13 protein-coding genes are annotated in these 14,709 nt (G+C 72.1%); 5 read left to right on the forward strand and 8 right to left on the reverse strand.

Translation table 11 applies throughout. The features are described 5' to 3' along the window. Positions 1–45 precede the first annotated feature (45 nt). Both BIV23_RS15435 and BIV23_RS15440 read right to left on the reverse strand, forming a co-directional pair. Positions 46–1,407, reverse strand: a complete 1,362-nt coding sequence (locus BIV23_RS15435) for an MBL fold metallo-hydrolase (RefSeq protein ID WP_071381417.1) — start codon at positions 1,405–1,407, stop codon at positions 46–48. Between the two features lie 77 nt (positions 1,408–1,484). Beyond that, a complete protein-coding gene (locus tag BIV23_RS15440; protein WP_079173193.1) occupies positions 1,485–2,300 on the reverse strand; it encodes a GntR family transcriptional regulator in 816 nt (271 codons plus the stop codon). 109 nt (positions 2,301–2,409) lie between these two features. Between BIV23_RS15440 and BIV23_RS15445 the strand changes: the two genes are divergently transcribed. Next, a complete protein-coding gene (locus tag BIV23_RS15445; protein WP_071381419.1) occupies positions 2,410–3,615 on the forward strand; it encodes an NAD(P)/FAD-dependent oxidoreductase in 1,206 nt (401 codons plus the stop codon). A gap of 192 nt (positions 3,616–3,807) precedes the next feature. On the opposite strand, the gene BIV23_RS15450 is transcribed toward BIV23_RS15445, so the two are convergent. Further along, positions 3,808–4,830, reverse strand: a complete 1,023-nt coding sequence (locus tag BIV23_RS15450; protein ID WP_071381420.1) for an aldo/keto reductase — start codon at positions 4,828–4,830, stop codon at positions 3,808–3,810. A 203-nt stretch (positions 4,831–5,033) separates the two neighbouring features. On the opposite strand from BIV23_RS15450, the gene BIV23_RS15455 reads away from it, so the two are divergent. After that, positions 5,034–5,672, forward strand: coding sequence for a TetR/AcrR family transcriptional regulator (locus BIV23_RS15455; protein ID WP_079173194.1), 639 nt, complete (start codon positions 5,034–5,036; stop codon positions 5,670–5,672). On the opposite strand, the gene BIV23_RS15460 is transcribed toward BIV23_RS15455, so the two are convergent. The 4 genes from BIV23_RS15460 to BIV23_RS15475 are packed head-to-tail and all read right to left on the reverse strand — an operon-like array spanning position 5,663 to position 9,524. Beyond that, positions 5,663–6,121, reverse strand: coding sequence for a MaoC family dehydratase (locus BIV23_RS15460; protein ID WP_071381422.1), 459 nt, complete (start codon positions 6,119–6,121; stop codon positions 5,663–5,665). The genes BIV23_RS15455 and BIV23_RS15460 overlap by 10 nt on opposite strands. Before the next feature lie 29 nt (positions 6,122–6,150). Further along, on the reverse strand, positions 6,151–7,704 hold the full coding sequence (locus tag BIV23_RS15465; protein WP_071381423.1) for an acyl-CoA synthetase: 1,554 nt from the start codon (positions 7,702–7,704) through the stop codon (positions 6,151–6,153). A 10-nt stretch (positions 7,705–7,714) separates the two neighbouring features. After that, complete coding sequence (locus BIV23_RS15470; RefSeq protein WP_071381424.1) at positions 7,715–8,611, reverse strand: amidohydrolase family protein; 897 nt, start codon at positions 8,609–8,611, stop codon at positions 7,715–7,717. Between the two features lies 1 nt (position 8,612). Beyond that, on the reverse strand, positions 8,613–9,524 hold the full coding sequence (locus tag BIV23_RS15475) for an SDR family oxidoreductase (RefSeq protein WP_071381425.1): 912 nt from the start codon (positions 9,522–9,524) through the stop codon (positions 8,613–8,615). Positions 9,525–9,746: 222 nt separating this feature from the next. Here BIV23_RS15475 and BIV23_RS15480 point away from each other — a divergent pair, with 222 nt between their 5' ends. From BIV23_RS15480 to BIV23_RS15490, 3 genes are all read left to right on the forward strand, one after another. Beyond that, positions 9,747–10,220: a MarR family winged helix-turn-helix transcriptional regulator gene (locus BIV23_RS15480; RefSeq protein ID WP_071381426.1), complete on the forward strand. Its 474-nt coding sequence runs from the start codon at positions 9,747–9,749 to the stop codon at positions 10,218–10,220. Between the two features lie 218 nt (positions 10,221–10,438). Beyond that, positions 10,439–11,428 carry a trypsin-like serine peptidase gene (locus tag BIV23_RS15485; RefSeq protein WP_071381427.1) on the forward strand — a complete coding sequence of 330 codons (990 nt, stop codon included), beginning with the start codon at positions 10,439–10,441 and terminating at the stop codon, positions 11,426–11,428. A 102-nt stretch (positions 11,429–11,530) separates the two neighbouring features. Next, positions 11,531–13,177, forward strand: a complete 1,647-nt coding sequence (locus tag BIV23_RS15490; protein ID WP_071381428.1) for an APC family permease — start codon at positions 11,531–11,533, stop codon at positions 13,175–13,177. A 13-nt stretch (positions 13,178–13,190) separates the two neighbouring features. Here BIV23_RS15490 and BIV23_RS15495 read toward each other — a convergent pair whose 3' ends face one another. Next, positions 13,191–14,648 (reverse strand): arabinofuranosidase catalytic domain-containing protein, encoded by a 1,458-nt coding sequence (locus BIV23_RS15495; protein WP_071381429.1) that lies wholly within the window; start codon positions 14,646–14,648, stop codon positions 13,191–13,193. Between the last annotated feature and the right edge of the window lie 61 nt (positions 14,649–14,709).

The raw sequence follows: 14,709 nt of genomic DNA on the forward strand, positions 1-14,709 counted from the left end.
GGGGGCGCTCCTCGCCTCTCGTGCGGATCGGGACGTCGGGCGGGCTCAGGCGGTGCGCAGGGGGAGCCCGGTCGCCTCGGCCGTGTCGAAGGTGTCGTCGACCGCGACGACGGCACGGCCCGCCGCGTCGAGCAACGAGGCGGCGATGGCGGCGCGCGTGCCGCCCGCGCAGTGCACCCAGACCTCGCCGGCCGGCACCTCGCCGAGGCGGCGGTGCAGGGTGTGCAGCGGGATGTGGACCGAGCCCTCGATGAACGCGGCGGCCCGCTCCCGGTCACGGCGGACGTCCAGTACGACCGTGCCCCCGGCCGGGTGCCGTGCGGCGAGGTCCGCGAAGCGGGCGCGGGGGAAGGCGGCCAGGGCCTCGCCCTCGGTCGTCCAGGCGGACGGGCCTCCGGTGGCGGCGGCGGCCGGGCGGTCGATGCCGACGCGGACCAACTCACGCTGCGCCTGGGCCAGTTGCTCGGGCGACTGAGCCAGGAGTGTGACCGGCCTGCCCCAGGGGACCAACCAGGCCAGATAGGTGGCGAGTTGACCCTCGGCCTCGAAGTTGTAGGTGCCGGCGACGTGCCCCTCGGCGAAGGCGACGCGATGGCGCAGGTCGACCACCCACTCCCCGGCGGCCAGCCGTGCCGCGATCTCCCGGGCGTCGGCGACGGCGGGCGGGGTGAGGTCGACGGGTGCCGGTCCGGCGGCGTTGGCGGGGCCCATGTGCGCGTAGTACGCGGGGACGTCGTCGAGTCCCGCGAGCATGCGGGGGATGAACGTGTCGGCGTCCTCGGTGAGTGCCTCGTTGGACGCCTTCTCCTTGCCGATGGTGGTCTCGGTCCCCCCGGCCCGGCCGGCCGAGCAGAAGCTGCCGAAACCGTGCGTCGGCAACACGGCCGTACTGTCGGGCAGTTCGGCGGCGAGGCGGTGTGCGGAGGCGTGCTGGGCGCGGGCCAGGTGCTCGGTGAGGCGCGGTTCGACCAGGTCGGGGCGGCCGACGGTGCCGATCAGCAGCGAGCCGCCCGTGAACACCGCGACCGCCGTGCCGTGTTCCTCCAGGACGTAGGCGGTGTGGTGCGGGGTGTGTCCGGGGGTCGCGAGGGCGCGCAGGGTGAGGTCCGTGTCGACGACCGTGCGGTCGCCGTCGTGCACGGGTATGCGCGCGAAGGACACACCGGCCCCGGCGGGTACGAGATAGGCGGCACCGGTGAGCCGCGCGAGTTCCAGGCCGCCGGTGACGTAGTCGTTGTGGAGGTGGGTCTCGACCACGTGGGAGATCCGTACACCCCTGCGGGCCGCGGCCGCCAGCACCCGGTCGGCGTCGCGCGGCGGGTCGACGGCCACGGCCGTACGCCGGCCGCCCGCCAGATAGCTGCGGTTGCCGAGCCCGGCCACCTCGATCGTGTCGACGAAGAACATGTCAGGCACTCCCTCCTCGCGGTTCCGCCCTCAACTGGTATGCGGCTGCGGCGGATTCGCCGCGCGGCACCGTCCCGTCACCGCACCGCATCGAGTCGCCGTCCACTGCGGGCCGGGCCGGTGAACCGGGACCCCGCCGGGTCGAGGCGGTAGCCGGCCCGGGCGTCGAACTGCGCGAGGACGCTGAAGCGGTCGGCGCGGATCAGCGTGGTGCGCCACTCGACGGTGCGGCCGTGGGTTCGGCCGAGCCGCTGGATGGAGAACGCGGCCACGCCCTCGGGAAGGTCGAGCAGCCGCCGCTCGGCGGGGGTCGGGACGACCGCGTGGATGCGCTCCTCGCCGCCGACGAGGCGGATGCCGCACCGGTCGGCGAGTTCGTCGTAGAGCCCCGTGTGGCCGAAGTCGGCGTCGAGCAGTGCGCGGGCGTCCGCGGCGAGCAGCCACACCTTGTCGTGGGCCAGCGGCTCCCCGTCGGCGAGGCGGATGCGTTCCAGGTACAGCAGGGGCGTCGACTCCTCCATGCCCAGCCGCACCGCCACATGGGCGTCGGCGCGGACGTCGAGGGTGCGGACGATGCTGCGCTGTTCGAGTCCGGCCGCCTCGACGGAGGCGAACAGGCTGTAGAGGGCGCCGAGGGGCTGCTCGATGCCGGCCTCTCCCACCGGTCGCTGCCGTCGTCCTCGTGCGGCGGTGACCAGGCCCTCCTCGCGCAGCTCGCGCAGCGCCGCGCGGATGGTGTGCCGGCTCACCCCGTACCGCGCGGCCAGTTCGTTCTCGCCGGGGAAGGAGTCGACGAACTCCCCTTGCGCCAGACGGCCCCGGAGGTCGTCCCGCACATGACGCCACAGCGGTGTCCCGCCCCGGCCCGCCGAGGGAGTGGGTTCCTCATTCACGCCGCTCACCACCCATGCCTTTCACCCGTGATCGCCGTTCTTGTGTACGTACATTTGGAAAGATAATGTACGTACATTAACTCGGACGGACGATCGAGGGAAGGCGCACATGACGATCGACGCTCACCACAGGGTCCTGATCGTGGGCGGCGGAAGCGCCGGCATCAGCGTCGCGGCCCGCCTGCGGCGCGGCGGTGTCGGCGGCATCGGGCTCGTCGAGCCGTCGGCGACGCACTACTACCAGCCGCTGTGGACGCTGGTCGGCGGCGGCCGGGCCGATGCCCGGACGAGCGCCCGCCCGCAGCGGTCCGTGCTGCCGCGAGGCGTCTCCTGGATCCGCGGCCGCGTGGAGAGCGTGGACCCCGCCCGGCGCACGGTCGGCACGGCCGACGGCAGGACTCTCGGCTACGACCGGCTCGTCGTCTGCCCCGGCATCCAGCTCGACTGGGACCGGGTGCCCGGGATGGCCGAGGCTCTCACCGCACCGCACACCTCCAGCAACTACAGCTACGAACTGGCGCCCAAGACCTGGGAGTTGATCCGCTCGATGCGCTCGGGCACCGCCGTGTTCACCATGCCGGCGGGCCCGATCAAGTGCGGCGGAGCGCCGCAGAAGATCGCCTACCTCGCCGCGGACCACTGGCGCGAGGAAGGGGTCCTGAGGGACATACGGGTGGTGCTCGTGCTGCCCACGCCGGGCATGTTCGGGGTTCCCGTGTTCGCGAAGGAACTGGAGCGGGTCGCGGCCCGCTACGGCATCGAGGTGCGCACGAACAGCGAACTCGTGGAGGTGGATCCGGACGGCCGCGCCGCCGTCGTCCTCGACCACGCGTCGGGCACCGAGGAGTCCATCCGGTTCGACATGATGCACGCGGTGCCGCCGCAGTCGGCGCCCGACTGGCTCAAGGCGACGCCGCTGGCCGACCCTGCCGATCCCGCCGGGTACGTGGAGATCGACAAGCACACCATGCGCCATGTGCGCCACCCCGAGGTCTTCGCCCTCGGTGACGCCGGTTCCTCGCCCAACTCCAAGACCGGGGCCGCGATCCGCAAGCAGGCGCCGGTCGTCGCGCGCAACGTCGCCGAGAGCCTCGCGGGCACGGGCGCGCTGCCCGCGTCGTACGACGGATACTCCTCGTGCCCGATCACCACGTCACGGCACCGCATGCTGCTCGCCGAGTTCGACTACACCCTGCGCCCCCGTCCCACCTTCCCCCTCCTCGACACGACCCACGAGCGCCGCGACATGTGGTATCTCAAGCGGTACGGGCTGCCGTTCCTCTACTGGAACCTCATGCTGCGCGGCCTCGCGTGACACCTGGCCGGCGCCTACGCGACCGGCTGCCGCCGACCGGACTCCCGGGCGACGAGGACCGGCGGGTACGGGCGCTGGAGCGGCTTGGGGTTGGCGAAGGCTCCGGTGAGCCGGTGGTGGGTGCCGTGGAAGCCGAAGGGCGCGGGGTCGGGGGGTGGGGGTCATGGGTGTGCCGCTTCGGTCGTCCGCGGGTCAGCGGCGCCGGCGCAGGGCCGGGTCGAGCAGCGCGGGCGGGGTGTCGAACTTCTCGTCGGGGGCCAGGTCGGTGCCGGGTGCGACGATCGCGTCGACGGCGTCGAGCACGTCGGCCGTCAACACGGTGTCCGCTGCGGCGAGTTGGGTGTGCAGGTGGTCCAGCGTGCGCGGGCCGATGAGGGCGCAGGTCACGGCGGGATGCGCGGTGACGAAGCCGAGCGCGAGCTGGATCAGGGTCAGACCGGCCTCGTCGGCCACCTTCACCAGCTTCTCGACGGCCTCCAGGCGGGCCCGGTTGGCGGGGATCGCGGTGTCGAAGCGCTGGGGCAGGAAGCTCGCGCGGTGGGTGCTGACGTCCCGGCCCGCGCGGACCGCGCCCGACAGCCAGCCCGAGGCCAGCGGGCTCCACACCAGCACCCCGAGCCCGTACTCCTCGGCCACCGGCAGCACATGGGCCTCGATGCCGCGCTGGAGGAGGGAGTAGCTGGGCTGTTCGGTGACGTAGCGGCTCAGGTGATGCTCGCGGGCGGCCCACTGGGCCTGCACGATGCGGTACGCCGGGTAGGTCGAGGAGCCGAAGTAGCGGATCTTTCCCGCGCGTTGCAGGTCGGTCAGGGCCGACAGCGTCTCCTCGTCGCTGGTGTCCGGGTCCCAGCGGTGGATCTGGTAGAGGTCGACGTGGTCGACGCCGAGCCGGCGCAGGCTGTTGTCCAGCTCGGTGACCAGCCAGCGGCGCGAGCCGCCCCGGTGATTGCGCTCGTCGCCCATCGGCAGGGCCGCCTTCGTGGCCAGCACGAGGTCGTCACGGCGGCCGGCGATGGCCTTGCCGACCATCGCCTCCGACTCGCCGGCGCCGTACATGTCGGCGGTGTCGATGACGTTGATCCCGGCCTCGAGGGCGGCGTCGACGAGGGCGGTGGCCTCGTCCTGGGTGGTGCGCCCGATCGCGCCGAAGTTCATCGCGCCGAGTGCGAGGGTGCTGACCTGTACGCCGGTGCGGCCCAGGGTGCGGTACTGCATGACCGTTCTCCTCAACAGGGAGGGTGCAGGGCGGCAGGGCAGGACTTGGCCGCCGGCCGCCGCTCTGACACCATGAGTAAGCGGAACCATGTTCCGGTAGCGACGATACGGAACATGGTTCCGCTTAGCAAGGCGCGCAGGCGCTTGGGCGCGCAGCCGCGCGGACGAGCGGGCGAGTGCACGAGCAGCGAAGGAGCGACGTGGTGAACGACAGCAGCGACGAGGGCGCGGAGCGCGGGACCCCGTCCCCGCGCACGGAGGACACCCCGCGCAAGGGCACCCGGCGCAAGGACGCCCGGCGCAACAAGGAGACGCTGCTCGACGCGGCGGCGCAGCTGTTCGTCACCTCGGGCGTGGACGCGCCGGTCCGTGACATCGCGGCGCGGGCCGGGGTCGGGCTCGGCACGATCTACCGGCACTTCCCGACCCGCGCGGATCTGATCATCGCCGTCTACCGGCACCAGGTGGAGAGCCTCGCCGAGGCCGGTCCGCGCCTGCTGGCGGCCGCCGGGAGTCCGCACGCCGCGCTCGCCCGCTGGACCGACCTCTTCGTGGACTTCCTGGTCACCAAGCACGGCCTCGCCGCCGTGCTCCAGTCCGACAACACCGGCTTCGAGACGCTGCACTCCTACTTCCTCGACCGCCTCCTGCCGGTCTGCACCGAGCTGCTCGACGCCGCCGCCGCGGCCGGCGAGATCCGCCCCGGCCTGACGGCGTACCAACTCATGCGCGGCGTCGGCAACCTCTGCGTCGGCGCGGAGAGCGACACGCGCTACGACGCCCGCCGCCTGGTCGCCCTCCTGGTCGTGGGTCTGCGCGGCGACGTCATGCCTCAGGCGTAGTGCCGGTAGACCGCCTGCGCGACGCACACCGGCTTGGGGTTGCCCTCGGCCTCGACGGTGAAGGTCAGCAGCATCTGGACGCCGTCGCCCTTGACCTTCTCCACGGAGTCGACGGCACCGTGCAGCCGGATCTTGGCGCCGACGGGTACGGGACTGGGGAAACGGACCTTCTCCAGGCCGTAGTTGACGCTCATCGAGATGCCGGTGATGCGCAGCAGGTCACCGAAGAGCGGGATGATCAGGGAGAGGGTGAGATAGCCGTGGGCGACGGGGCCGCCGAAGGGGCCGTTCTTCGCCCGCTCAGGGTCCGTGTGGATCCACTGGTGGTCGCCGGTCGCGTCGGCGAAGGTGTCGACGCGCTCCTGGGTGATCTCCAGCCAGTCGGTGCGGCCGAGGTCACGGCCGGACAGGGCGAGGAGTTCTCCGAGACCGTCTGCTTCGGTGGCCACGGGGGTACCGCCTTTCGTGAGTTCGGGGGCTAGGGGTGGGCATGGGAGGCGCGCACGGCGGCCTTGACGATCTTTCCCGAGGCCGTACGGGGCAGGCTCTCGGCGAGGGTCACCGTCCGCGGGATCTTGTACTTGGCCAGCAGGGTCCGCGCATGGGCGAGGATCTCTTCGACATCGACATCGGCACCCGCATCAGCGCGTGCCCCCGGCTCCAGGACCAGAACCGCGTGGCCGACCTCGCCCCAGACCTCGTGCGGCACACCGATGACGGCGCACTCGCGGACGGCGGGATGGGTCAGCAGAGCGGCCTCGACCTCGGCCGGGTACACGTTCTCGCCGCCCGAGACGAACATGTCCTTGACCCGGTCGACGATGTAGGCGTAGCCGTCGTCGTCGGTGCGTGCCACGTCACCGGTGCGCAGCCAGCCGTCGTCGGTGAGGGCGGCCGCGGTGTCCTGTGGGCGGTTCCAGTAACCGGCCATGATGTTCGGGCCGTTGACGAGGATCTCGCCCCGCTCTCCCGGCCGCGCCGCGCTGCCGTCGGGGAGCACCACGCGCGCGTCGGTGAAGAAGTGCGGCACACCGGCGGAGCCCGCCTTCGCCGAGGTCTGCTCGCGGTCCAGGAAGAGGACTCCGGGGGACGCCTCGGTCATCCCGTAGCCCTGGCTGAAGGCCAGCCCGCGCGCGAGGTAGGTGTCGATGGTGCGGGCGGGCACCGGCGCGCCACCGCAGGTGAGGGTGCGCAGGCTGGACAGGTCCGTCGTCGTCCACCGCGGGCGCGCGGCCAGCGCGTCGTACATCGTGGGCACCCCGAACAGGTACGTCACGCGCCGGCGCTCGACCACCTCCAGCACCCGCTCGGCGTCGAAGGCGCCCATCAGGACGACCCGGCCGCCCTTGAGGAGGGTGGGCAGACACGTCATGTTCAGCGCGGCGGTGTGGAACAGCGGGGCGACGACCAGGGTGACCTCGTCGGCGGCCAGGTCGCTGTCGACGAGGACGTTGACGCTGTTCCACGTGATGTTGGCGTGCGTCAGGACGGCACCCTTGGGACGGCCGGTGGTCCCCGAGGTGTACATGATCATGCAGGGGTCGTCCGGGGCCACGGCCTCGTCCAGCGGGTCGGCCGCGGCGCCGGCGAGCAGGTCGTCGTAGCCGACGGCGCCGGGAGCGGCCGGGCCGAGGGTGATGCGGTGGCGCACCCCGGTGTCCGCGGCCGCCTCGGCGGCGGTGTCGCCGAGTTCGGGATCGTGCACCAGGACCGTGCTTCCGGAGTCGGCGAGGCTGTACGCCAACTCAGCTGCCGCGAGGCGGGTGTTGAGAGGGACGAAGACGGCGCCGAGCACGCCGGACGCGAACAGCGTCTCCAGGTACGCCGGATGGTTGGGGCCCAGGTGGGCGATGCGGTCGCCGCGCGCGACCCCGAGGGAGCGCAGCGCGTGGGCGAGGCGCAGGACCCGCTGGTGCAGGGCCCGGTAGGTGATCCCGCCGTCCTCGGGACCGTCCTCGTGGACGATCGCGATCCGGTCCGGGGTCTTGCGGGCCCGGCGGGCGGGCCAGGAGCCGATGCCTCGGTTCAACACGGCGTCTCCCTCAGTCCTTGAGCAGGCCGAGCAGGCGGGCGGCGTTCTCCTTGAGAATCCTGGGCCTGACCTCCGGCTTGATGTCGAGCGCCGCGAAGTCGGCGAGCCACCGGTCGGGCGTGATCACGGGGTAGTCGGAGCCGAAGAGCACCTTGTCCTTCAGGAGGGTGTTCGCGTAGCGCACCAGCTGCGGCGGAAAGTACTTCGGCGACCAGCCCGACAGATCGATGTAGACGTGCGGCTTGTGCGTGGCGACCGCCAGCGCCTCGTCCTGCCAGGGGAACGACGGGTGCGCGAGGATGATCCGCAGCTCGGGGAAGTCCACGGCGACGTCGTCGACCAGCATCGGATCGGAGTGCTTCAGCCGGATGCCGCCGCCACCGGGGACGCCGGCACCGATGCCGGTCTGGCCGGTGTGGAACAGGGCCGGTACGCCGAGCTCCTCGATGGCCTCGTACAGCGGGTAGGCCATCCGGTCGTCGGGCGAGAAGCCCTGGAGACTGGGGTGGAACTTGAAGCCGCGCACCCCGTACTCCGTCACCAGCCGCCGGGCCTCCCGTACGCCGGCGCGGCCCTTGTGCGGGTCGACGCTCGCGAACGGGACGAGGACGTCGGCGTGGGCCGCGCAGCTCTCGGCGACCTCCTCGTTGGCGATGCGGGGACGGCCGGTGGCGTGCTCGGCGTCGACGGTGAACACCACGGCCGCCATGCGGCGTTCACGATAGTGGGCGGCCGTCTCCTCGATGGTGGGCTGCCGGTGGCCGTGCGCCCTGAAGTACGCGGCGGAGGCGCCGAGGAGTTCGGGGCTCAGCGATGCGTGGCCGTCCCTGGACACCTCGGCGTGGGTGTGGACGTCGATGGCGGTCAGCGCGCCGACGTCGATCGTCGCTCCGTCCCGGTCACCCATGTCACGCCTCCGGAGCCTGGGGAGCGGGGATGCCGTAGGTCTCGGGCTCGGCGCCCACGCCGGCGTGCCAGTGCTCGGCGATGGCGTCGGCGCTCCAGCCGCCGTCGGCGAAGGCGACGGACCTCTCCCGGGGATGGGCCCACAGGGCGAGCCGGTCGCCGCCGATGCCGATGGCCTGCCCGGTGACATCCCCGGCGGCGTCCGACGCGAGGTAGGTGATCAGGCTCGCGACGTCCTCGACGGTGCCGAGGCCCTCGTCCCGGCGCAGCCAGGCCGGCAGGGGCGCGCCGGTGCGCTCGGACTCCTCGATGAGCGGCGCGAAGGCCGGGATGGTCTTCGTCATCTCGGTGGCCGCGACCGGCACGACGGCGTTGACGGTGATCCCGGCCCGGGCCAGCTCCAGGGCCCAGGTGCGGGCCATCGCGACGATGCCGGCCTTCGCGGCGGCGTAGTTGGCCTGGCCGAAGTTGCCGCGCTGGCCGGCCGGGGAGGAGATGAGGACGATACGGCCGCCGGTGCCCTGCTCGCGCATGCGCACCGCGGCGGCGCGGGCGCAGGTGAAGGTGCCACGCAGATGCACCCTGACGACGGCGTCGAAGTCGTCGTCCGTCATCTTCCACAGCACCCGGTCGCGGAGGATCCCGGCGTTGGTCACCAGGACGTCCAGCCGCCCGAACGCCGTCACGGCGGTCTCGACGAGCCGCTCCGCCGTCTCGCCGTCCCCCACCGCGGCCACGACGCCCACGGCGGTGCCGCCCGCGGCGGTGATGCCGTCCACGGCGGCGTCGACGGCGCCGGGGTCGAGGTCGTTGACGACGACGTGGGCTCCGGCCGCGGCGAGGGCCCGGGCGTAGGCCAGACCGAGCCCGCGACCGCTGCCGGTGACGACGGCGACCTTGCCGTGCAGATCCATGAGTGCGCCTCTTCCTTGGGGTCCGGGTCGACAGGTCTGGATCGACGAGTCCGGATCGATGGGTTCGGATCCATGGGTCCGGATCGATGGGTCCCCATCGACAATCGACAGGAATCCTGTTGGTTGGGCCAGTGTTCTCTTCCGACAGGAAACCTGTCAATGGCCTAGGCTGACCGGTGCGCCTCGGATCGGCATCGGGGAAGGCATCGGGAAAGGCACGGCATGACGCGACCGGCGAAGCCCACGACGGCACACGGCACGGGGGAGGCGGGCTCCCAGGAGGCGGGCCCGTCCCTCCTCTACCTGCTCAAGCGCACCGAACTCGTCGTCCGCGCCCGGCTGGAGGAACTGGTCAGGCCGGCCGGCATCACCGCGCTGCAGTACACCGCGCTCACCGTGCTGGAGCGGCACGACGGCATCTCCGCCGCCCAGTTGGCCCGGGACTCCTTCGTCACGGCCCAGTCCATGGCCGACATGGTCCGCGCCCTCGAGGTCCGCGACCTGGTCCGCCGTGAGCCCAATCCGCACAACCGCCGGGAGAAGATCATCCTCCTCACGAAGGCGGGCCGCGACCTCCTGACCGCCTACGCCGAACCGGCCCGCCGCCTCGAACACCGCATGCTCCAGGGCCTGACCCCGCAGGAGGTCACCCACTTCCGGGACGCGCTGAAGAGCGCGCACCGGGCGCTGTCGTGACCGCCGGAGACGGCCCGGCGGTCAGCGGCCCCGCGACCGGGCCCGCACGGGCGACCTGGGCGGTTCTTCACGGTCCGTACACCCGTACGGACGACGGAAGTTGACGGTCCGTCGACCGCCCGACACCTGGCCCAGCCGGATTCGGGCGTGCGCGCTGTGACGCGCGGGGCCGCGGGCTTATGGTGAGCCGTCACCTGCGGCCGCCCTGAGGGGGACTGATGTTGCTCGGGACCAGATTCGTCCGTTATGCCGCCGGCTGCGCGGCAGCCCTTCTGATCGGTGCCGGACTCACCACGACGGCATCCGCCGACAGCGCCACGGCCGGCCCCAACCCGGTCGCCGAACAGCTCGACGCCTACTGGACCCCGGCCCGGATGGCCGCCGCCCTGCCCGCCGACGTCCTCAAGGGCGCCGAGGACGGTGCCGCGGCGCACACCGTGACCCCCGCGGTGGACGGGCCGCAGCCGGGCGAGTACATCCCGCCGAGCCGGAGCTTCGACGGCATCCCGCAGGCGGGCACCTTCTTCTGGACCGACGCGAGCGGGACCGGCCGCACCTGCAGCGGCTCGGTCGTGCGCAGCGCCGGGCACGACCTGGTGCTGAGCGCCGGACACTGCCTGAAGGGATACGCCGGCACCTCGCCGAAGCGGCATCTGGCCTTCGTCCCGCAGTACCACGACGCGCAAAAGCCCTTCGGGATATTCCCGGTGCGGACCAACGGCGTCTATGTGCCGCAGGAGTACTACGACCTGGGCGAGCACGCCGGGGCAGCGTACGACTTCGCCTTCGCCGTCACCGAGCCCAACGAGGACGGAACCCTGCTCCAGGACGCGGTCGGCGGCGTACGGCTGCTCACCGGGACCGGCTACTACCACGCCCCGGTGCGGATGATCGGCTATCCGGCGGGGGCCGAGAAGCCGCTGGAGTGCTGGAGCTGGACCACCCGGTGGGACAGCGACGACCCGGCCGACCCCGGCTCGTTCCCGCGCATCGCCTGCGACGCCTTCGTGGGCGGGACCAGCGGCGGCCCCATGCTGCTTCCCCTGCCGGGCGGCTGGGGCGTCATCGGGGTGATCGGCGGCTATCACACGGGCGGCAACACACCCCAGGTCTCGTACAGCGCCTACTTCGGCGCCGCCACCCGGGCCCTGTACGACGCCGCGGTCAGCGGTGCCGCGCCGGCCGGCCCGCGGCCCACGGCCGGCTGAGCCCTGTCCCCCGGGAATTTCGCGCCCGCACGGTGACAGCCAAAAGCCCGTCACCGTGGCACGATGGTGATGACATTCACCCTATATGAGGGGGTGTGCGCCATGGCCGTGTCCCAAGCGAAGCCCGGTCCGAAGACCCACCGACCCGGGCTGCGGCGCGAGATCGGGTTCGTCGGGCTGATCTGGGCTTCGGAGGGCTCGATCATCGGATCGGGCTGGCTGTTCGGCGCCCAGGGGGCGTTGGCGGCGGCCGGACCGGCAGCGATCATCTCCTGGGCCATCGGCGGTGTCGCGATCCTGATCCTGGCGCTGGTCCATGCGGAGCTGGGCGGCATGTACCCGGTGTCGGGCGGCACCGCCCGCTTCCCGCACTACGCGTTCGGCGGCGCCGCCGGGGCCTCCTTCGGCTGGTTCTCCTGGCTCCAGGCGGCCACGGTGGCGCCGATCGAGGTGCTGGCGATGATCACGTACGCCCAGCACTACTCCTGGGCGAGCGGCTGGGAGAAGGTCAGGAGCGGCGAGCATGTCCTGACCCCGCCCGGTATCGCCATCGCGGTCGGGCTGATGGCCGTGGTCACATCGGTCAACTTCCTCAGCATCCGGCTGCTGGCCCGCACCAACAGCGCGGCGACATGGTGGAAGGTCGGCATCCCGCTGCTGACCATCTTCGTGTTCGCCGTCGCCCAGTTCCACACCGCCAACTTCACCGCGGCCGACGGCTTCGACCCGTACGGCGCCAAGGGCATCCTGTCCGCCGTGTCCACCAGCGGCATCATCTTCGCGCTGCTGGGCTTCGAGCAGGCCGACCAGCTCGCCGGCGAGAGCGCCAACCCCAAGCGGGACATTCCGCGCGCCGTCATCGGCTCGATCATCCTCGGCATCCTCATCTACGTCGGGCTCCAGGTCGTGTTCCTCGCCGCGCTGCCCGCCTCCCAGATCGGCAGCCACTGGGCCACGTCGGCGTTCACCGCCCTGAGCGGGCCGTTCGCCCAGGTGGCCACGCTCATCAGCCTCGGCTGGCTGGCCACGGTCCTGTATCTGGACGCCGTCATCTCCCCCGCCGGCACGGGTCTGATCTACATCACCGGCTCCTCCCGCGTCTCCTACGGCCTGAGCCGCAACGGCTACGTGCCCTCCGCCTTCGAGGCCACCAACCGGCGCGGTGTCCCCTGGGTCGGCCTGATCGCCGCGTTCGTGACCGGCTGCGTCTGCTTCCTGCCATTCCCCAGCTGGCGTTCCCTCGTCGGTCTCATCACCAGCGCGAGTGTGCTGATGTACGCCGGTGCGCCGCTGTCCTTCGGGGTGTTCCGCAACCGGCTGCCGCAGGCCCACCGCCCGTACCGGCTGCCCGGCGGCAGCTGGATGTCCCCCCTGGCCTTCATCGTCGCCAACCTGCTGATCCTGTGGTCGGGTTGGACCACCGACTGGAAGCTGGGCGTCGCCATCCTCCTCGGCTACGTCATCCTGGTCGCCAACCGCGTGTTCAAGATGAACCCCATCACGCCCCAACTGGACCTGCGCGCCGCCCAGTGGCTGCCGGTCTACCTGGTCGGGATGGGTCTCATCGTCTACCTCAGCGACTTCGGACCGCTCAAGCACCCCTGGTTCCCGCTGTGGTGGGACATCGGCGTGACCGCCGCCTTCAGTCTCGTCGTCTACTACTGGGCGCTCGCGGTGGCCCTGCCGGCCGAGCAGATCCAGCACATGATCGACCAGGTCGTGGTCCCGGAGGAAGAAGAGATCCTCTGACCCCCGCCCGGCCTCACCCCAACCGGAACTTCTGGGCGGCCGAGCCGTTGCAGTCCCAGATCCGCAGCCGGGTGCCGTTCGCCGTCGCCCCGTCCGGCGCGTCCAGACACCGCCCCGACCAGGGATTCAACAGCGAACCGTCAGCCTGCTGCACCCACTTCTGCCCACCCACCCCGTCGCAGTCCCACAACTCCACCTGCGTACCGGCAGCCGTCCCGTCACCGTCGACGTCCAGGCAACGGCGGATGGTGACGAGGCTGCGGTCGGCGCGATGGGTCCAGTGCTGGTCCTCGGCGAAGGTCTGGCAGCCCCACAGCTGGACGGCCGTGCCGTCGGTGCCGGTGTCGTCGCCGGCCACGTCGACGCAGGTGCCGCCCGGACCGGTGATGGTGCCCTGGGGGCCGTTCGGGACGTTCGTCTCGCCCGAGTAGCCGACGGAGACGATGTTCGCCTGGACCGCGTTCTCGGCGGCGTCGGTCGGGTAGCCGGCGACCATCACGCCCTCGAAGAAGGTGCCCATGTTCCAGTTGCTGTTGTCGCCGCCCGTGCCGAGGATGATCCCGCCCTCCTGGTGCATGGGCTGATAGCCGCCGCGGGTGGGCAGGGCGCCGTCCCACCACGTCGTCAGCCCGCCCGACCGCGCGTCGCCGCCCTTGAGCGCGTAGCGCGTCTGCCCGTCGTTCTTCAGCACCGCCGTGACGTAGGTGCTGCCGTTGCCCAGGTTGGCGGTGTCGGAGCCGTCGTCGCCCTGGAACATGCCGTTCTCCAGGTCGGCCTCGACCCAGGGGCCGGAGCCCGTGCACGGCGCGAAGTAGCAGGTGGTGGCGAGACTCACCGCGTCCATGTGGCCGTTGCCGGTGTCGGCCGGGGTGCTCTCGGCGTTGCCGTAGTCGAAGCAGCACGCGGAGCCCGTGTGGGTGCCGCCGGCCACCATGTAGGCGCCCTCCGGCCGGCCGTCGACGGCGACGCCGGAGGCGGCTCCGGCGGAGCGGTAGCCCACTCCCGGTGAGATCCACACGCCGTACGCCTTGTGGCCGCCGGCGGTGACGGCGATCTCGGCGGCGTCCGCGCCCCGGTCCGCGCCCGTCCCGGAGGTGCCCGCCGGGCCGGGTGTCAGGTCGTTGTGGCGTGCGGTCTGGTCGTAGATCCGCGTGACGGCGCAGGTGGCGTCGGCGCAGAACCTGTCCTGCTGCGCGGCGTCGGCGTAACCGCCCGGCGCCGGCAGGCCGATGTCGGCGCCGGCGCCGTCGGAGGCGCGGGTGACCCGGTACAGCGGGCCGTCGTAGCCGGCGAAGAGCGCGCGCACGGTGCTGTGCGCGGCGACACAGGGCGTGCCGGCGGCGCCGTAGATGTCACAGGGCAGCCGGGCACCTGCGGCCCGCGCCGTGCCGGGCAGTCCGATCGCGGCGCCCAGGAGGAGGGCGACGACGGCCAGGAACGACGCGCGCGGTCTTCCGCGGTGTGCGCGCATGCCGGGCTCCTCCCTGCGACGGCCGTTGCGGAAGCTACGCACGCCGATGACCCGCGTCAAG

Origin of the sequence: Streptomyces monashensis (genome assembly GCF_001866665.1) — a bacterium.
GTDB classification, from domain to species: Bacteria; Actinomycetota; Actinomycetes; order Streptomycetales; family Streptomycetaceae; genus Streptomyces; species Streptomyces monashensis.

Bases quoted from the DNA above. Each gene is read 5' to 3' on its own strand.
- BIV23_RS15435 (WP_071381417.1), bottom strand. From the start codon at position 1,407: ATGTTCTTCGTCGACACGATCGAGGTGGCCGGGCTCGGCAACCGCAGC.
- BIV23_RS15445 (WP_071381419.1), top strand. From the start codon at position 2,410: ATGACGATCGACGCTCACCACAGGGTCCTGATCGTGGGCGGCGGAAGC.
- BIV23_RS15450 (WP_071381420.1), bottom strand. From the start codon at position 4,830: ATGCAGTACCGCACCCTGGGCCGCACCGGCGTACAGGTCAGCACCCTC.
- BIV23_RS15470 (WP_071381424.1), bottom strand. From the start codon at position 8,611: ATGGGTGACCGGGACGGAGCGACGATCGACGTCGGCGCGCTGACCGCC.
- BIV23_RS15475 (WP_071381425.1), bottom strand. From the start codon at position 9,524: ATGGATCTGCACGGCAAGGTCGCCGTCGTCACCGGCAGCGGTCGCGGG.
- BIV23_RS15480 (WP_071381426.1), top strand. From the start codon at position 9,747: ATGACGCGACCGGCGAAGCCCACGACGGCACACGGCACGGGGGAGGCG.
- BIV23_RS15485 (WP_071381427.1), top strand. From the start codon at position 10,439: ATGTTGCTCGGGACCAGATTCGTCCGTTATGCCGCCGGCTGCGCGGCA.
- BIV23_RS15490 (WP_071381428.1), top strand. From the start codon at position 11,531: ATGGCCGTGTCCCAAGCGAAGCCCGGTCCGAAGACCCACCGACCCGGG.
- BIV23_RS15495 (WP_071381429.1), bottom strand. From the start codon at position 14,648: ATGCGCGCACACCGCGGAAGACCGCGCGCGTCGTTCCTGGCCGTCGTC.